Annotated in this window: 16 protein-coding genes; 11 read left to right on the forward strand and 5 right to left on the reverse strand. The window is 52.2% G+C overall.

Translation table 11 applies throughout. The features are described from left to right. Window position 1 precedes the first annotated feature (1 nt). The 3 genes from SCM96_09620 (at window position 2) to SCM96_09630 (ending at window position 4,874) form a co-directional block, all read left to right on the forward strand. Window positions 2–2,683 (forward strand): O-antigen ligase family protein, encoded by a 2,682-nt coding sequence (locus tag SCM96_09620; GenBank protein ID MDW7760883.1) that lies wholly within the window; start codon window positions 2–4, stop codon window positions 2,681–2,683. Between the two features lie 118 nt (window positions 2,684–2,801). Next, the gene (locus SCM96_09625) at window positions 2,802–3,527 is read left to right on the forward strand and encodes a transposase (GenBank protein ID MDW7760884.1); all 726 of its coding nucleotides are present in this window, start codon (window positions 2,802–2,804) and stop codon (window positions 3,525–3,527) included. A gap of 213 nt (window positions 3,528–3,740) precedes the next feature. Next, on the forward strand, window positions 3,741–4,874 hold the full coding sequence (locus SCM96_09630) for a Ser-Thr-rich GPI-anchored membrane family protein (GenBank protein ID MDW7760885.1): 1,134 nt from the start codon (window positions 3,741–3,743) through the stop codon (window positions 4,872–4,874). A gap of 127 nt (window positions 4,875–5,001) precedes the next feature. Here the strand turns inward: SCM96_09630 and rfbB are convergent, their stop codons facing one another. Continuing rightward, window positions 5,002–6,036 carry a dTDP-glucose 4,6-dehydratase gene (gene rfbB, locus SCM96_09635; protein ID MDW7760886.1) on the reverse strand — a complete coding sequence of 345 codons (1,035 nt, stop codon included), beginning with the start codon at window positions 6,034–6,036 and terminating at the stop codon, window positions 5,002–5,004. 172 nt (window positions 6,037–6,208) lie between these two features. Further along, on the reverse strand, window positions 6,209–8,644 hold the full coding sequence (gene lptD / locus SCM96_09640) for an LPS assembly protein LptD (protein ID MDW7760887.1): 2,436 nt from the start codon (window positions 8,642–8,644) through the stop codon (window positions 6,209–6,211). Window positions 8,645–8,705: 61 nt separating this feature from the next. On the opposite strand from lptD, the gene SCM96_09645 reads away from it, so the two are divergent. Next, complete coding sequence (locus SCM96_09645; GenBank protein ID MDW7760888.1) at window positions 8,706–8,894, forward strand: hypothetical protein; 189 nt, start codon at window positions 8,706–8,708, stop codon at window positions 8,892–8,894. A gap of 54 nt (window positions 8,895–8,948) precedes the next feature. Here the strand turns inward: SCM96_09645 and SCM96_09650 are convergent, their stop codons facing one another. The 3 genes from SCM96_09650 to SCM96_09660 are packed head-to-tail and all read right to left on the reverse strand — an operon-like array spanning window position 8,949 to window position 12,408. Beyond that, window positions 8,949–10,292, reverse strand: coding sequence for a nucleotidyltransferase family protein (locus tag SCM96_09650; protein ID MDW7760889.1), 1,344 nt, complete (start codon window positions 10,290–10,292; stop codon window positions 8,949–8,951). Further along, window positions 10,223–11,890, reverse strand: a complete 1,668-nt coding sequence (locus SCM96_09655) for a polysaccharide biosynthesis tyrosine autokinase (GenBank protein MDW7760890.1) — start codon at window positions 11,888–11,890, stop codon at window positions 10,223–10,225. Before SCM96_09655 ends, SCM96_09650 begins: the two co-directional genes overlap by 70 nt. Window positions 11,891–11,913: 23 nt before the next feature. After that, entirely contained in the window at window positions 11,914–12,408 is a 495-nt protein-coding gene (locus SCM96_09660) for a hypothetical protein (protein MDW7760891.1), read from the reverse strand. Between the two features lie 417 nt (window positions 12,409–12,825). On the opposite strand from SCM96_09660, the gene SCM96_09665 reads away from it, so the two are divergent. Genes SCM96_09665 through SCM96_09695 form a run of 7 tightly spaced genes read left to right on the forward strand, consistent with a single transcriptional unit; the run spans window position 12,826 to window position 18,576 of the window. Continuing rightward, window positions 12,826–13,230 (forward strand): FdtA/QdtA family cupin domain-containing protein, encoded by a 405-nt coding sequence (locus SCM96_09665; protein MDW7760892.1) that lies wholly within the window; start codon window positions 12,826–12,828, stop codon window positions 13,228–13,230. Next, window positions 13,220–13,636: an FdtA/QdtA family cupin domain-containing protein gene (locus tag SCM96_09670; GenBank protein ID MDW7760893.1), complete on the forward strand. Its 417-nt coding sequence runs from the start codon at window positions 13,220–13,222 to the stop codon at window positions 13,634–13,636. The genes SCM96_09665 and SCM96_09670 overlap by 11 nt, the downstream gene beginning before the upstream one ends. After that, window positions 13,626–14,180: an acyltransferase gene (locus tag SCM96_09675; protein MDW7760894.1), complete on the forward strand. Its 555-nt coding sequence runs from the start codon at window positions 13,626–13,628 to the stop codon at window positions 14,178–14,180. Before SCM96_09670 ends, SCM96_09675 begins: the two co-directional genes overlap by 11 nt. After that, entirely contained in the window at window positions 14,177–15,337 is a 1,161-nt protein-coding gene (locus tag SCM96_09680; protein MDW7760895.1) for a DegT/DnrJ/EryC1/StrS family aminotransferase, read from the forward strand. The genes SCM96_09675 and SCM96_09680 overlap by 4 nt, the downstream gene beginning before the upstream one ends. A 59-nt stretch (window positions 15,338–15,396) precedes the next feature. Then, window positions 15,397–16,851, forward strand: coding sequence for an O-antigen translocase (locus tag SCM96_09685; GenBank protein ID MDW7760896.1), 1,455 nt, complete (start codon window positions 15,397–15,399; stop codon window positions 16,849–16,851). Then, window positions 16,848–17,852, forward strand: coding sequence for a glycosyltransferase (locus SCM96_09690; protein MDW7760897.1), 1,005 nt, complete (start codon window positions 16,848–16,850; stop codon window positions 17,850–17,852). The genes SCM96_09685 and SCM96_09690 overlap by 4 nt, the downstream gene beginning before the upstream one ends. Beyond that, complete coding sequence (locus SCM96_09695) at window positions 17,839–18,576, forward strand: sugar-transfer associated ATP-grasp domain-containing protein (GenBank protein MDW7760898.1); 738 nt, start codon at window positions 17,839–17,841, stop codon at window positions 18,574–18,576. The genes SCM96_09690 and SCM96_09695 overlap by 14 nt, the downstream gene beginning before the upstream one ends. The last annotated feature ends 54 nt before the right edge of the window (window positions 18,577–18,630 follow it).

The raw sequence follows: 18,630 nt of genomic DNA on the forward strand, positions 1-18,630 counted from the left end.
CGTGAACCGGCCGGACAGAGGGGGCGGCGGCCTCCGGAAACGGGTCGCGGCCGGGACGGTGGCCGTGATCGGGGCGGCGGCCTTCGCGTTTTTTTATTATAAGTACGTTCCGCTCGTCCCCGGTTTCCAGGCTTTTTTGGCCCCGGTCCTGGCGGCCGTGTTTCTGCTGGCTGTGTCGGGATTGGAGCGCGGCCTGACAGCCCTGGTTTTTACCCTGCCGCTCGTCAACAATCTGCCCTACTTTTTCGGTATCTACGAAGAAATCCCCCACGCGCCGACGGCCCTGCCTCTCATTCTGGTTTTTGGGCTGGGATTGACGGTGCGGGCGGCGTTTTTCAGGGAGTCGGAGGGGATGGGCGGGACAGGGGGCGACACCGGAGACCACGTCCGGGTTGGGGCGGGAGCTTTGCCCTTGGGACGTCCCATTGCGGTCTTCGCCGTCCTGGTTTTCCTGTCGGGCGTCATCACGGTATTCCGCTATGCAGGCTTCTATCCCTTTGCGGTGCGGGAGTTTCTTGAACTTGTCGTCAATGTCTCCGGCGTTCGGGCCGGAGGGGCGGTCATGAGCGCCGTTTTCAGCGGATTGAGTTATCTGACGGGCTTTCTGGTCTTTACCGCCGTTTGGCGGTCGTCCGGCGGGCGGGCCTTTTCGGAAAAGCTGCTGCGGACGATGACTGTTACAGCCGTCCCGGCCCTGGTGTTCGCCTTGTACCAGGCGTGGCTGGCGCCGGCGCTCGGCAATATGCCGAGATGGATCGCAAAAGGCCAAATCAACGGCACGTTCAAGGACCCCAATTCCCTGGCCGGATTTCTGGCCGCATTCGTTCCCATCGCGGTCGGACTGGCCCTGGCGGCGCGGGGATGGAAAGGGAAGGCTCTCACGCTGGCCGCGGCCGCTCTGGGGTTGGCCGCGATTCCCTATGCGGGATCGAGAAGCGGGTTGATCGGGCTTGCGGTCGGTCTGGCGGTGTTCTGGGCGGCGGCCGCTTTTGCCTTGGCGCGGCGAAAAGGCGCGAAACATCCGTGGCGGCGGGGAGTCAAGGCGGCGATCGCCGTCATGGCGGTTGCGGTCGTCTTCGTCACGGCCGTTTTGCTTGTGGGCTCTCTGGATTCCACGCTGTCCGAGAGGATGGCCTGGAGCGTGGACGTTTTCAGGGGCGACCTTGCGGTGGACGATTTTTTCAACTTCCGCCTGACTCTCTGGAGCACGGCGATTCGGATGACGGCCGCATTCCCGCTTTCCGGAGTCGGTGTGGGCGCTTATATCGTCGAGCTGCCCAATTTTCTGGCGGCGGAGGGGAGAGTCAGGGTGCATACGGATTCGGCGCTCAACTATTTTCTGCAGATTGGGGCCGAGCTGGGGCTGCCGGGGATTGTTTTGGCGCTATGGATTTTCGGCGGGATTACCGTGCGGATGATCCGGACGGTCAAGTCACGGGCGGTGGATTATGCGGCTCTCGGTGTGGTGTCCGGGCTGGCCGCTTTGTATGCGGTCTTTCTGTTTCACACGTTTATCGGAAGCTTTGAAGTCACGGCCTTTTTCTGGCTTCTGGCCGGACTGCTGTTCCGGATGACGGAGGGCAATGCTGAAGACAGGACCGGGCCTGAGAAAACGGGAGGGGAGAGTCAAGCGGGAGTTGTGGGAATTGGGACCCGGGTGGAGAGAACAGCCGCTGCGGAAGATGCGTGCCGGGAAGGGGAGAGAGTGCGAACGGAGAAGACGGGCGGGGCTCGGGCCGGGAAGCGAAAAAGAGCTGCGGGCGCGGCCGGACTGGTTGGGGCGGGCCTGGGGGTTTTCCTGTTCGGCGCCGTTCATTTCCGGAACTCGCTCGGGCCGCTGTCCATCGAACAGAGAACGGCGGACTTCGGCTGGGTCCAGGATTTCGGGTTTTACGGACGGGAGAGGAACGAGCGGGGATTTGATTTCCGGTGGTCGGGGAAACGCGTCGGGCTGGTCCTGCCGGACTTGGGTGTTCCGCTGGTTCTTCCCGTGACGGCCATGCATCCGGATATCGCGGGGCGCCCGGTCGTGATCCGGATCTGCCGGGCCGACCGGATTTTTCATCCGACGGAGGTTCTCCTCGAACACGTGCAGCGTGACAAGGACTGGACGGAGATCGAGATTCCGAGTGGACGCGGGGATGGGGATGTGGTCCGCCTGCTCATCGAAGCGGATCGAACCTGGAGTCCGCAACGTGACCTGGGCGTTCCCGATCCGCGTGAACTCGGTTTCGCCATGGGGGAGCCGTGGTACCGGCATCATAAAGAGCCGCCGGCGCCGGAATTCACGGTCCGGAGCGAGACCCATGATACCGAGCGTTGGGAGGGGCCGTGGGGCAGTCTGCTGGCCGGAAATGCCGCGGCCCGGCTGAGGTTCCGGTTCGAGCCGGGGGTGGGCGAAGGGAAGAGCGCGGCGCTTGTCCTTCAAATGAGAGGCGACCGGGCCGCGGGGATCTGGCCGTTCGCCCTTATCCGGCTGAACGGGCGTCTCATCGGCCGGACGTTTGTCCGGAGCGCCGATTGGGTGAACGTCGTCCTTTATCCCGAGATGGGGCCGGGCGAACATCTCCTGAGCGTCGAGTTCAAAAACAACTTCCACAACCCCCGCACCGGCGCCGACCGCAACCTCTACCTCGGTCCCCTCACCCTGCTCTGGCTGCTGGAAGTGTCACAAAATAAATAAATTAAGCGTAAAAAGTGCGTTTTTTCGGGCAAAAATTCAGTAATCTATTCATTATCAACAACATCCAGCAGCCAGAGTAGCGAGAAAAAAAGGCTGCCGAAAACGTCTTCATAATAGAATGAGCCGTGGGAAGCTTTATTATATTCCTGGATACGCCTGGCACCTGACCCATCGTTGCCATAACAAAGAGTACCTGCTTGAAAAGGATTGTGACAAACGAAATTGGATGAACTGGATTCATCGAGCAATGATCAAGTATGGATTACGCATTCTGAATTACGCCGTCACCTCGAATCATATACATTTACTTGTTTTTGACGAGGGGCGCCGCAAGGTCATCCCGCGATCGATGCAGCTTGCCGAAAGCCGGACGGCACGGGAATATAATCTCAGAAACAGCAGATCGGGCGCTTTCTGGGACGGAAACTACCATGCAACGGCCGTCGAAACCGGAGTCCATCTCTGGAAATGTCTTGTCTATATCGACCTCAACATGGTCCGAGCCGGAGTCGTAAAACATCCCGCCGATTGGCATTATTGCGGATATCAAGAAATGAATAAAAATCGGGATCCTGAATCATGTCTCATTGATCTCGATCTTCTTAAAAGTATCCTGAATATCAAGAGTCTCCCAGGGCTTCGTAACATCTATCGTGATATGATCGAAAAAGAATTGCGTCTGGGCGACCTGAAAAGACAAGCAAAGTGGACGGAAAGCCTCGCCGTCGGCAATGAAGAGTTTGTCGATCAATTTCGCGGCAGGTTGGGAATCAGAGTCATTCACAGGCAGGTATGCGTGGATTCCGGAAGTCATGTTCTCAGAGAGTCGGAGCCGCAATACTAGGCTCAAGCTGCTCTGGCTGCTGGAAGTGTCACAAAATAAATAAATTAAGCGTAAAAAGTGCGTTTTTTCGGGCAAAAATTCAGTAAACTATTCATTATCAACAACATCCAGCAGCCAGAGTAGAGAAGAAAATGGGAAAAAGGCTTGACTTTTAAAGGTATGACACCCATATTGTTAAGAAAGTGTCTTCTAATTAGCAAAGGAGGAATGGTTATGAGTCGGAAAGGTCTGTTTTGTGTCTTGGTCTGCGCGGCATTGGTGTTTTCGCAGAGCATCGCGGCGACTTCCCAACCGCCCGGCGATGGGAATGACGGCGCCGACCCGAAGTTTGCCGTCAGCAATGGCTTAGTTGTCACAAGCCCGGCCCTTGGAAACATCTGGCACTTGGGAAAAACGTATACGATCGCTTGGACTATCGATTCTGCCGAAGGTTTCCAGATCGATCTCATGGACAACACAGGAACGAAGACCGTCCATCATATTACAAGCGCCGGACAAAACATCAGGGAATACAAGTGGACAATTCCCAATTCCATTCCCGCAGGAAATTACAGAGTGCGGGTCAGAACCGTTGCTGTTTTTGAATGGCAAACTTCAGTCGTGGCTCTCAGCCCTGTCTTCGAAATCCGGAGTGTCTTAACCGTCACGAGACCGTCTCAGGGAGACATCTGGTGTTTGGAAAAACCCTATATCATCGCTTGGACGATTGAGTTAGCTGAGGGGTTCGGCATCACTCTCATGGACAGCACCGGAACGAAGAATGTCCATCATATTGCAAGTGTCGGACACACAAGCCGGGAATACAAGTGGACGGTTCCCGCTTCTATTCCTCCGGGGAAATACCGAGTGCTGGTCAGCACCGTCGCTGTTTTTGAATGGCAAACTTCAGTCTTGGGTCTCAGCCCTGTCTTCGAGATCCGGAATTGTGACGCGCCTGATCCGTTTAAGAATTTGAGGGATTTCTTGAGACCCCTCCAAGTTGTCGAGTGGTGGCGGATCAAAAATCCTCGACCGTTCCCGAACCCATGTCTGAGTTGTCCGCCCGAATTCGATCTGGGAAAAATCCGTGAAATCTTCGCCAAAGCCAATCTGCAGGAGCAGGTTCAGGTCGAACTCTTCAGCGGAAATGTGAAGATCGCCGAATTCGGATCTTTTGGAAAAGGCCGGGTCTCGCCGGGAACCATCAAACTGCAGAAGATCGGCACAAGGGAAAGCAGGTTGCTCCAGGATGACAGAGGGTTCCGGTTGATCTTTAAGAAATGGGACCCGGAAATTAGGGTCGGCCAGGTCATTCACACCCAGAATATCAGCATGAAAGAGGTCGCTCAGCCCGGTCTTCGTCGCTGATATCAGCCTGCTTTGGCTGCTGGATGTTTCACAAAATAAACAAATTAAGCGCTAAAAGTGCGTTTTTTCGGGCAAAAAATCAGCAAACTATATATTATCAACAATATCCAGCAGCCAAAGCAGGGATTTAAGAGCGGGATTTGTAGTAGATGTCGTAGAAGCGGCGGTAGTCGGCGCTCTTCTCCTTGATCTTCTTCCACCATTCACCGTTTTCGGCGTACCACTTCACCGTCGTCTCCAACGCCTCCTCAAACCGCGCCTCCGGCCGCCACCCCAGCGCCCCGATCTTCTCCGAATCCACCGCATACCGCCGATCATGCCCCAGCCTATCCGGCACGAGCTTGATCAGGTCGCGCGGCTTCCCCAGAATATCCACGATCTTCCCGGCCACCTCGACGTTCTGCGCCTCGTTCCCGGCCCCCGCGTTATAGGCCTCCCCCGGCTCTCCCCGCAGCAGCAGCGTTTCCACCGCCCGGCAGCAATCCTCGACGTACAACCAGTCCCTCACATTCGTCCCCTGCCCATAGAGCGGCAGCGGCTTATCCTCCAGCGCATTCGTCGCGAACAGCGGGATGAACTTCTCCGGATACTGGTACGGCCCAAAGTTATTGGACGGCCGCAGGATCACGACCGGCGACCCGTACGTCACGAAAAACGCCCGCGCCATCCGGTCCGCCCCGGCCTTGCTCGCCGCGTAAGGCGACGACGGATCGATCGCGTCGTCCTCCCGGAAAAACCCCTCGTCGCGGCTTCCGTAAACCTCGTCCGTCGATATATGCACGAAAATCTCGATCTCCGGCGCGTTCCGCAGCGCCTCGAGCAGCACATACGTCCCGTAAACATCGGTCATGACGAACTCGCCGGCGTCCAGAATCGACCGGTCGACGTGCGTCTCCGCAGCGAAATGCACAACCGCCTGGGCCTTCCCAAAAACCTCCGCCACCGTGTCCCGATCCCGGATGTCGCCCTTCTTGAACTCATACCGCTCGTTGTCCTCAACATCCTGAAGATTGTCCAGGTTTCCGGCGTAGGTCAGCTTGTCCAGATTGATAATCCGCAAGCCCTCATACCGCGCCAGCATCATGCGGATGAAGTTGCTGCCTATAAACCCTGCACCGCCTGTCACGACGAGCGTTTTCCCCTCGAGTGTCCTCTCCGTCATTGTCCTGTCTCCTGATTATTCGCATTATACATAACCCCGCCTGCCGGAACAAGGCTGCTTTGGCTGCTGGATATTGTTGAAAATAAAGAGATTGCTGAATAATTTCCCAAAAAAACGCACTTTTTACGCATAACTTCTTTATTATGTGAAATATCCAGCAGCCAAAGCAGCCTTAAAAATCGAAGCCGCCGAGGAAGTCCGTCGTCTTCCCGATGTTCCCCAGCCCCAGATTGATCCGGAACTGCACGTCCGGCTGATCCATATACCGAAAATAAAACACCTTGACCTCGGCCCCGATGTCGATGCACTGGTAGTGGTAGAGGATCGAAGCCGCCGCATAAAGCAAACTCTTTTCCTGGATGTTGAAATCCACGTCCCCCATCAGCTCCAACCCCGCCCTCGGAAGTTTCAATCCCCCCGACACCCCGATCTGATGCCGGAAATAATACTGTTCCCATCCCCCCAGATTCTCCCGCCAGCTGTTCATGCTCTTGTACCAGTTGACCGACATGAAGGCGTTATCCGTCGCCTGCGATCCCAGCCCCGCCCCCAGCCTCAGGCTCCCCACCTGCTTGGTATACGGGTTATACCCCGCCGACGCGTCCAGCGTCACGGCCCCGACCGGTCGATAGCGCACAAACCCCGAGATCTCGGAAAACCGCGGAATCTCGCCGTCGATCCTGTATCGGCTGAGCGGGCTGTCCTCATACGCAAAATAATACGTCTGCCCCACCCCCACCGAAACCGCCTCCCGCGTCCGCCCCGCCTGCTTCACCAGAAAACGGTTTCTCAACCCATAGCTTACCTGGTGATAGCGGAAAAACATCCCCGACGCCGTGATGATCCGATTCGCGTCCGCAACCGGGCTGTCGAAGTTGTACGACGCATACGGCTCGACGATATGTTTGACCTTGGCCTCGCCCTGCCCATCCCGGAAAATCCTGTTGAAGACCGGCCCGACCAGATCGAATCGCATCACCACATTCCTCTGCAACAGCGGCTCGCTGATAATATTCCGCGTATTCGCCTGATAGCTCTGGAAATGATAGACGAAGTTGCCCGTCACCTGCGAGTTGAGCGTCAGCCAGGGAATAAGCGAAAACGGCGCCGACAGCGTCGGGCTGAAGGACAGGTTGGAGGATTTCCTCTGGGTTCCGGCCTCATACTGATCGGACCAGCCGTACTCCCAGCTCGTGAACGCGCTGTTGAACGACAGAAACACCGGATTGAACAGCGGGATCTTGAAGCTCGAAAAGCTGATCTGCGGCAGATTCCTTGTCACAATCCCCGTCCCGATCTGCGCAAAATAGGTCTCGAACCGCGATACCCGAGCGCTGAGGCTGAATCCGCTCCACGAGCGGCTGATGAAGGCCTGCGACCGCCGGTTCGAGATCACGGCCCGCCGGAAATTGTTGTCGAACTCCCGCAAAAAATCGAAGGACGACTGCAGATCCACATCGGCCGCCAGCCGGAAACCCAGAGGCAGTGTCTGGCTGTGGTTGAGCCGCAAAATATAGGCGTTGTCGGGCTTCTGCCCCAGCTCGTCCTGCCAGAACGTGAACCCATACAGCTTGGCGTCCCCCTGCGTCCCGTCGCCGAAGAGATAGCGGAACTCCAATCCGCCCCCCATCCCCCGCGCCGAGTACAAATCAGCCGTAACCGTAGCGTCGATATTCCGGGCCATCGCCCAATAAAAGCTCTGGGAGAGCGTGAATCCCTTCGGCCCCGAAAACCCGATCGAGGGCATCAGAAAGCCCGTCGTCCGCTCCCGCTCCAGCGGATAGCGCATATACGGCAGATAGAAAATCGGCACCTTCTTCAACCGGAAGACGGCGTTCCACATCTCGACATAGTCGCCCTTCTTCAAATTAGCCCGCGAAAACGTGAATTCCCAGCGCGGCGTCGGCTGCGAGCACGACGTCACCTGGGCGCTTGTCAGCGAGTAGAGGTTGTCCGGCTTCTTCTCCAACGTCTCGGCCCGGTAGTATACCGACGGCTGGATCATGCCCCGGACGTTCTCCATGTTCCCCACGGCCTCGTCCAGGTTGAAGAAGATGTGCTGCGAGGTGATGACCTCGTTCGGAAGCTGGAGGACGACGTTGCCCTCGGCCCGGACGTCCCGGTTGATGGGATCGAGCTCGACCCGGTCGGCGAAGAGCTTGGCCGTTCTGTAATGGACCTCGACCTCACCCAGCGCGAAGATGCGCTCGGGGGTCTTCTCGTGGATCTTGGCGATGACCCGGACGCCGCCTGCCTCGGTCGTCGTCAGGGTTTGGGCGGTCTCAGTCCCTGCTGCCGCCGTCGCCGCAGCGGCCGTTGCGGCTTCAGCCGCGGCCTTCTCGGCCGCCTCTTTCTTGTCCGGCTTCTTTTCTTCTTTTTCCTGCGCTTCCGTCTCCGCCTTCTCCGCTTTCTCAGCCTCCCCGCCCTTTTTTTCCTCTTCCTTCTTCTCCTGGGCTTTTTTCTCCTGTTCCGCCGTCTTTTCCTGAGTCTCGGGATTCTTCTCAATGATCGTGCCGGCTGCTGCTATCTCCCGGCTTTCGGCTTCGCCGGTCTTTTCTGCGATTTCCGCCGATTCTTCCGGATCGCACACATCCTTCGATCCGGGCATCTCATTCCGGCCCTCAGCTTGATCCGTCAATACAGAGCCGACTGAATTCAGGCAGGCCGCCGTGAAAATCACCGCATCCGGGCAATCGCCTTCCCATGCAAACCCGGCGGGAGCACTCAACGCCGCAAAAGCAAAGATCATCCCAACCGCCGCAACAAATGCAGCGACCCGCCTGAAAAAGACCGCTTCACTCGCCCTCCCGCGCGCGGCATTACGATCAGCGTATTTTTTGGATATCATTCGAACCTGATAAAAATCTAGCACACGGCGGGTTTAAAGGCAATCGACGGCCGTTTCAGCGGATTCAGCTCCGCATCAGCCAGTCCATAAGACTCGCTGTGTCGTCCGGCTCCGCCGTCCGCCCCCTGGCCAGCCCCCCGAAATATCCCTTGATCGCTGCTGCGTTCTCCCGATAAAGCTTCCGGATCCACCGCGGATAGGAAAGCCACACCCGCGCCGATCCCGGATTCAACCCGAATTCGACCGCAACCGTTTTCGCCGGCGGAAAGGCCTTTTTCAGTGCCAGCCGCAGCTTCCCCCCCAGGCTCTTCCGCCCCATGAAAAGGAGCATGTTCGGCCGCACCGCCTCGCCTTTCCCCCTCCCCGGGCGCTCCAGAAAGACCGCCTCGACCGCGGCCGCCCACAGCTTCTCCGGCGGCTTCTCCCGCTTCAACCGCTCCAGCACCGCCTCCGGGACCTGCGCCCCCAGCAGCCGGTGCGCCAGAAGAATCGGCAGTCCCGCTGCATGCACAGCCCGGTAACGCTCCATCTTCTCAAGAAACGTTTCCGCGTCGATCTGCAGCCGCGCCAGCATCTCGGCGATGTCGCAGAGCGGTTTCAATCCGAAGTCGTAACAGTGATTGGAGGCATGGATCGCCACATGAAGCAGCATGTCCTCGGGCGTGAGCGCAAACGCCCCGCTTCCCGCGATCGTCGCCGGAACGGCCGCCGCCCAAACCTCCTCCGAGGTCATGGCGAAGGGGTAGATGGGCAGGAAGAGATCCCAATGCATTTCGATCAGCGTGTTCGTCGTCCGGTGTCTGTAATGAAATTCGTTTTCGCCCTCCGAGGCGACCAGCCCGGATTCCAGAAGGGAACATCCCGCCCCCGCCATGACCTCGTCCGCCTTTTTGATGTCCTCCCGCCGGACCAGAAGATCGACGTCGTCCATTGTCCTCAGGGCCGGATCGCCGTAGACGGCCTCGGCCAGCCATCCACCCTTGAGAACGATGACCGGAACGCCCCTCTCCCGAAACGCGTCCAGCATTCTCCCCAGAAAATGAAAGCGGCGCATCTGGGCCGCGGCGTTCGTGAAGAAATCGGTCTTCAGGGCCTCCATCGTCTTTGCCGGGACCGTCCCGGCCGGCAGGCGTTCCTTCAGCCGCGAATAGAGAAGGGGGGTCAGCCCATGCCGCCGGGCCGTCAATCGCAGGTTTTCCCAGTCCTCGTCCCCCCATTCCGCCGCCCCTGCAAGCGTTCGCTCCGCAGTATCCGAGAGTCCCCCATAACTCAACAGCGCAAGAAGCCGCGTCCGCGTCTTCTCATCGGTTCCGGCCAACGGCTTTTGCTCTTCCGCCCTCAAGCCCTTTTCTTCAACCCCGTCTTCCGGGCGATCTTCTTCGCCAGCCGGCGCGTGTTGGCCTTCCACCCCCCCCGCGCCTCCTCCGAGTAATAGGCATACTTGCTGTAATACCTGCGGTAATAATACGTGTTGTAGCCCACACGGGCCATGTTGACGTTGTTGGCGACCAGCCCGATCAGGTTGGCGTTGACCAGCCGCAACTGTTCGACGGCCTGGGTCAGGACGGACGTCTTGGTCGCCCCCGGCCTGAAAACCACCAGCACGGCGTCGACCTGACTGGCCAGCACGGCCGCGTCCGTCACCGACATGATGGGCGGCGTGTCCAGAATCACGATGTCGCTCGACTCCAGCATCCTGTCAAGGATCTCCTTCATCTTGTTCGACCCCAGGAGTTCAGAGGGGTTGGGCGGCAGCGCGCCCGACAGGACCGCCCGCAATCCGGCGATACCGGCCGGCGTCATGGCCTTCTCGATATCCGGCGTATCCTGCACGAAAAGCCCGCTCAGCCCGGTTCCGTCGCGAAGGCCCAGGGTCTTGTGGACCATCGGGCGCCTCAGGTCGGAGTCCACGAGGGTGACGCGCTCGCCGCTCTGGGCGAGGACGACGGCCAGGTTGGCCGAGATCGTGGTCTTGCCCTCTTCATGCATCGGGCTGGTCACCATCAGTTTTCGAAGCGGACGGTCCACGCCCGCGAAGCGCACATTCGTGCGGAGCGCCCGGAAGGCCTCGGAAACCGGCGATCGCGGATGCTTGATCGTGACGACCTGCCCGGGCCGCGTCTCGTGGCTGGCGATCATGCCCAGCGTGGACAGGCCCAGGCGGCGCGACAAGACATCCGGGTTCTTGACCGTGTTGTCCAGGAAGTTCAATCCGAAGACCAGCCCGACCGCCAGAAGGAGTCCGAAGAGGGCCGCCTGGATCGCCGACCGCCTGACCCGGGGGCTCACCTGCCCCCCGGGAAGGGCGGACTCCACTTGGACGATGTTCGAGATGGTCTGAGCCTCGGCCAGGCGCACTTGTTCGAGGCTCATGAGCAGGTTGGAATAGATCTGCTTGTAGAGCGTCTGTTTTTGCTCCAGGTTGGCTCTTTCGGCCTCATTCCGGATCTGCCGGATCTGTCCCGCCGTTTCCTCGAGTTGTTCCTCCATGTCGGTGATCTGGGACTGCAGGCTGGCCTTGGAAACCGCGTAACGTTCCGACTGCATCTTCACGACCTCCTGGCCGAAGACCTCAACCAGCTTGTTGGCGATCTCGGCCGCCAATTTCCTGTCGGCATGAAGAACCCGGATATTGAGCAACTGCGTGTTCGGGATCTTGTTGATTTCGATGCCCTGGGTTTCGAGGTCCGTCATTCCCAGCTCCTCCCGGACCTTTTCCAGGATCGGGCGGTTGAGCATGAGAATGGAGTAGGTGTCCGAAAGGCGCTCGCTGAGATAGATCGAGGAGTAATCCGCGGCCCGCGACGTCGGTGCCGCATCGATCATCACGGTCGTCGACGAGGCGTAAATGGGTATCTGGCGCCGGCTGTTCAGATAACCCGCCGCGCCTCCCAACAGGGCTGCAAGAATGAACAGCCAAGCCCAGTGCCAGGCCAGGGCCAGGTAGGGCTGTAAATCCAATTCGGGTTCATCGATAACGGGTTCCCCAATATCTCTTTTTCTCAATTTATTCTCCATCCCTCTATCCCTCAGGCATGCCCACGGGCATGCGCCATGATGCGATCTTCGCCTTGGTCAAGCAGCGCCTCGATGTCCTCGATGCAGGCGGCGAAGGCTTCCGGATCGCCGCCCTCCGGGTCCGCGACCGGGCTCGAGTGTCCGGCCATCTCGCTCAACAGGTAAACCCTGTCCTTCAGCTCGGGAAACTCCACGCCCAGGGCTTCCTTGTGGCCGGGCTCCATGACCAGAACCAGGCGATGGGCGGCCATCAGGTCCCGGGTCAGCCGCCGGCTTTTCTGTCCGCCGACGTCGAGCCCCCGTTCGAGAAGCATGGAGAGGAGCGCTCTCGGCGGCGGCTCGCCCTCCTCGGCCCAGGTTCCGGCCGAGGAGATTCGCCATTCCGCCCAATTCTCGTCGAGCTGCTGCAGGCGCGCCTTCCATAGGGCGGCCGCCGCGATCGAACGGCAGCGGTTTCCGGTGCAGACAAAGAGAATCGAGGGTTCAGGTCCCATAGGTGTCATCATTCCGGCTATCTCCATGTTCCCGGCAGGGATGGAGCATTGTATACCGGGGGAGGCCGGAAGGTCAAACTGAAAACTGGCTTTATAGTATTTTGAGGCGAAAACGGATAAAATAAACTGAAATTGAATATGTCCGCCTTATTACCTCTCAGCTCCCAATGGCTTTGTCCCCGGCATCGTCGTGTCGGACAGAGATTTGGCAATCCCTTGATTCAATTTCCGGACGTTTGTAGAATATAAGGTTATTAAGCTGCCTTAAGCCTGATCCGTGAGTGACAGCGAATCTGCCCTTGCGCCTAGGTGAGGGGCAGAGAGCAGAATGATGAAGAACTTTAACGAAGAGCGCCGCCGCTCCAAGGGCGGTAGCCTGTTGGTTTTAGGACAGAATTTGAAAATTGTTTAATAAGTAGATGACAAAGAATGCCCCATCTAATCCAACTCCCCAAGATTGAAGACCCACGCGGGAATCTTTCTTTTATAGAAGAAAAAAATCATATTCCGTTTAAAATTGAGCGGATTTATTGGATCTATGATGTTCCGGGCGGTCAAGTACGAGGCGGCCATGCTTTTAAAGTCCAGCAGGAGTTGATCGTAGCTCTTTCGGGCAGTTTCGATGTAGTTGTGGATGATGGCCAAGCCAAGAAAACCTTTTCACTCAATCGTTCCTATTATGGCTTGTATTTACCGGCCGGGATCTGGAGGCAAATGAACAACTTCTCAACGAACAGCCTGGCGCTTGTGCTCAGCTCTACACAATATAATAAGATGGATTATATCCGAGGTTACGAAGAATTCTTGGAATACCGGATTAAGCATGTCAAGTAGCGTTTTTAACTGTTCGGTACTGCCTTTGAATGTGATTCATAACCGTGCGGGTAACATCACTATTGTAGAGGGATTGATAAATGTGCCTTTCGAACTGAAGCGAGTGTATTATCTTTACGATATACCCGGTGGAGAAAACCGCGGAGGCCATGCCCATAAGGACTTATCGCAATTAATTGTGGCAGCTAGTGGATCATTTGATGTATTACTGGATGATGGAGTCAATAGAAAAGTTGTAACCTTGAACAGGCCATCTTATGGATTGCTTGTGGTTCCTGGTATTTGGCGCGAGTTGTTGGAATTCTCCTCTGGAGCAGTATGCTTGGTGCTGGCTTCCCATTTATATCATTCGGAAGATTACATCAGAGAATACTGCGAATACCTAAAATATAGAAATGATCGTTAAGATACACCCTACTTCAGAAGTTCAAACCAAGGAAATTGGGGGGGGGACTACAATCTGGCAGTTTTGTGTAATTTTAAAGGATGCTCGGATAGGAAGAAACTGCAATATTAATTTCAATGTATTCATTGAGAATGATGTTGTAATTGGAGATAATGTAACTATTAAGCCCGGAGTTCAATTATGGGATGGATTGCGAATAGAAGACAATGTATTTATTGGGCCAAATGTAACATTTACAAATGATCTCTTGCCGAGATCCAAACAATACCCCGAGAAATTTGTCCAAACCATTTTGAAAAAAGGTGCGAGTATTGGGGCCAATTCAACCGTGCTAGCAGGAATTGAAATAGGGATATTTGCTATGATTGGCGCCGGAAGTGTGGTCACTAGAAGTGTTCCACCTTACACGCTATTTTATGGAAACCCGGCAAGGAAAAGAGGCTTTGTCACTAAGGAAGGGAAAGTGCTTAGTCTTAAAATGCTGGATAAGGATGGGACCCAATATATATGGGTAAATAGTGAGCCCAAACCACTGAAAAAATGATCAAATTTCTCGATTTGAAAAAAATCAATGCCCAGTATGCAGAAAAGTTGAAGCAAGTTGCCTCAGAAGTTATTGATTCAGGCTGGTATTTAATGGGCGAAAGGCTAAATGCTTTTGAAAGAAATCTTGAAGCATATGTCGGAGTAAAACATGCCATTGGGGTAGGCAACGGCCTGGATGCGCTTCGATTAATCTTGAGAGCTTATAAGGAACTTGGTTTATTTCATGACGGGGACGAAATTATCGTCCCGGCAAATACCTATATTGCTTCGATTCTTGCTGTCACGGACAATCGCTTAAAACCAGTTTTAGTTGAACCGGATATAGCTACATTTAACCTCGATCTAAACCTCATAGAGCAACATATCACTCCTCAAACAAGAGGTATTTTGATCGTGCATTTATATGGTCGTGCTTGTTGGAGCCGTGAACTTGAAAATATTGCAAAAAAACACAGCCTCAAAATTATTGAAGACAACGCCCAAGCAATTGGAGCGATTTGGGATGGAAAGAAAACCGGGTCTTTGGGCGATGCGGCGGGGATAAGCTTTTACCCAGGGAAAAATCTCGGGGCTTTAGGGGATGCCGGCGCCGTATCGACAAACGATGACCAACTGGCTGAAGTTGTTCGTGCTTTGGGCAATTACGGCAGCAAGAAAAAATACCTGAACGATTACCAGGGATTCAACAGCCGTCTTGATGAACTCCAAGCTGCGTTTCTTGACGTAAAGCTCAAATATTTAGATGCGGAAAATCAATGCCGCCGGGAAATCGCACGATATTATTGCCAAACAATCAAGCATCCGGACATTATTCTTCCATGCATTGAAAAATCTGATGCGGATACAACTCCTAAAGACAATTTTCAGTGTCCAATGCCCTTAAATCATGTCTGGCACCTCTTCGTAATCCGATTTAAACGCCGTGATGAACTACAAAAGTACTTGGCAAATAATGGTATTCAAACACAAATTCATTATCCTATTCCACCTCATAAACAAATGGCTTACAAGAATTCGAACAAACTAAGCTTTCCAATAACGGAAGAAATTCACAGAGAAGTATTGAGTTTGCCGATCAGCTCAACATTATCTCGCGAAGAAATAGAAACCATCGTTTCTACAATTAATGCTTTAACAAGCAATACTCGGGAATGACATTTAATAAGCATCGCAATTAGGCTTTGACAAACAATCAATCTTCCTACCGGCAAATCGTGAAAGCCACATCGCTTTTCGGCGGAGTGCAGGTATTTCAAATAATTATTGGCATTATTCGGTCAAAAGCAGTCGCTGTATTGCTGGGGCCTTTAGGCATGGGGATAAACGGACTTCTCCTTTCAACCACCGGACTAATTTCAGGATTGACAAATTTTGGTCTTGGAACAAGCGCAATAAAAAATGTTGCGGCTGCTCATGCGACTGGAGATGAAAACAGACTTGCTACAGTTGTAAATGTCCTAAGAAGGTTGGTTTGGGTCACGGGTACCCTTGGGGCATTGATTACTCTGGTATGCTCAAAATGGCTGAGCCGGGTCGCCTTTGGCAATGCCGATTATTCATTTGCTTTTATTTGGATATCCGTCACTCTTCTACTGAACCAGATAAGCACAGGACAAAGCGTGATATTGCGAGGGACGCGGCAGCTGAATCTCATGGCCAAAGCCAGTGCATCGGGAGCAGTGCTGGGATTAATCATTTCAGTTCCAATTTATTACTTCTGGGGAATTGATGGCATAGTCCCGGCCATTATTGTCAGCTCCATGGCTTCCCTTCTGCGCACTTGGTATTTTTCCAGAAAGGTTATGATTAAAAAAGTTGAAATCAATAAAGAAACAGTCATCAATGAAAGCAAAGGAATGCTTTCGATGGGTTTCCTGCTGAGTCTTAGTGGGATTATTGCCATGGGAGCTAGCTACCTAATTAGAATTTATATCAGCAATACGGGGGGTGTGGATCAGGTAGGTTTATATAATGCAGGGTTTGCAATAATCAATACATATGTCGGCATGGTTTTTATCGCTATGAGCACAGATTACTATCCTCGGCTTTCCGGTGTTTCCTATGACAATAAAAAGGCTGCTCAACTTATTAACCAGCAAAGCGAGATAGCCATATTGATAATTGCTCCCGTTTTGGCAATTTTTATTGTTTTCATTCAATATGTTGTAATCCTCCTTTACTCCACGAAATTCATTCCAATTTATGGAATGATTCAGTGGGCTGCACTGGGGATATATTTTAAGACGATTAGCTGGGCTTTGGCCTTTCTTATTCTCGCTAAAGGGGCGTCCCGCACTTTTTTTTTGAATGAACTGATCGCAAACATTTATGTTTTTGGATTTAATGTTGTCGGGTATAAAATTGCAGGATTGAAGGGACTTGGGATTTCCTTTCTGGCGGCCTACATAATTTATTTTCTTCAGGTTTATGTTCTTGCGAGATGGAAATATGAATTTTCGCTGCATGGCGAATTAGTCAAAATATTTTTAATTCAGTTTGCTTTGGGAATTTCAAGTTTTTCTGTTTTTCATATATTTCAAAAGCCTCTAGCTTATTTTCCGGGAGTTGCAATCATTGGCGGTTCTTGTTTCTTTTCCTTTAAAGAGCTGAATAAGAGACTTGAAATAAAGGCATTAATTAAAAGCATTAAAATCAAAGCTGGGAAATGAAGAAACTCAGAGTTTTTCATGGCTTGGTGAATTATGGTACACAGGCTGGTTTTTTTGCAAAAGAACTCCGCAAACAAGGAATAGAGGCATTATCTGCTTGTTATCATGATAATTATAAACGCCAGATTGATGTGCAATTACTACATAAGGGTAATATTATTCAAAAAGCACTCAAATATACTTGGAACGGGATAAGGAAGTTATATTGGTTTTATAAGTTTAATGTTTTTCATTTTTATTATGGCACAACATTATTTCGCAAGCAGAGAGACCTCCCTTTCTACAAACTATTTGGGAAAAAAATAATCATGCACTATCTAGGCGGAGATGTGGTGATATATAATTCTAAGTACACCCATTATGGATACAATGCAGAATTGGTAAACAGAAAAGTTATAAAACGGTTAAAAAAGGAAACGCCATATACAAATCTTCAAGTTGTTTGTATGCCATATTATGCTCCTTTTGTTAAAAACGCTATGGTTATTCCTTTGGCGATCGACCTGAACTTATTTGATTTTAAAAGAAAACACATTGAAGACCATGTTGTTATTGCCCATGCGCCAACGAATAAACGATTCAAAGGGACGGAATTCATTGTTGAAGCAATAGAAAAGATGCAAAAGGAAGGATGGAAAATCCGTTTTGATTTAATAGTTGATGTTAAACATGATGAATTGAGAAAAAGATATTCCATGTGTGATATTTTTATTGATCAAATTATTGCCGGCTGGTATGGAACGGCAGCAATTGAAGCAATGGCTGTAGGGCGAACGGTAGTTGCCCACATCGACCCAAAATATTTTAATTACATCGATTTCGCCGATGAAATACCGATTGTTAATGCTAACAAAGATTCAATATATTTTGTATTAAAAGAACTGGTTTGTAACAGACATATGCTTCCGGAACTAGGAGAAAAAAGCAGAAAATTTGTTGAAAAGCATCATGATGTTACTAAACTAACCGCCAAACTGATTAAAATATATGAAACGCTTTAAGAACTATTTAATAGGTAAAATAAGAATAGCTTTGCTTGGTAGAGGAAGAAAGAGGTCGGCTATCTATATAAATAAGTACACAAAAAGTTTATATCCCAAGTTTGATTTTTCTTTAAAAGTTGCGAATGAAGATAAACATATCGAAAAATGGAAAATTCTTCAGAAAAAAATTACCCCAATATACTATAGACTTTATTCGACTCTTTCATGCAATCCTGACATTAATTTCGTACCGGATGACATTTATATCAACATTATTCTTCCTCTATTAAATAAAAGGGTGTTTAATCTGGCGTATTCAGAAAAAAATTCCTATGATATTCTTCATGGATTTAAAGTATTTCCAAGATGTATTGTGAGGAATATCGATGGCATTTTTCTTGATTTAAATTATAACCTTATTCTTATTGATGATATCGAGTTAAGCAACATTCTTAAACCCTATAAAAAAATAGTTTTAAAGCCTTCTATTGATAGTTCGGGCGGGAAAAACGTAAATGTTTTCTTAAACAATGGTAAAGAAATATTTGAAAAAGATAATAAGAACAAGCTTACGATGGAGTATCTAAACAACTACTATAAAAAAGACTACGTAATTCAGGAGTATATTGAGCAACATCAATATTTATCAAATTTCAATCCAACCTCGTTAAATACTTTACGGATAATGACCTATCGCTCGGTTCTGGATGAAAAGATTAGAGCTTGTTTCAAAGTTACGTGATGGCATCGATCCACCTGTAGTTGGAGATGAGAGACACAAGGTGTAAACGGCGAT

Source organism: Acidobacteriota bacterium (assembly GCA_033549365.1).
Classification (GTDB): Bacteria; Acidobacteriota; Aminicenantia; order Aminicenantales; family Saccharicenantaceae; genus JAWSUF01.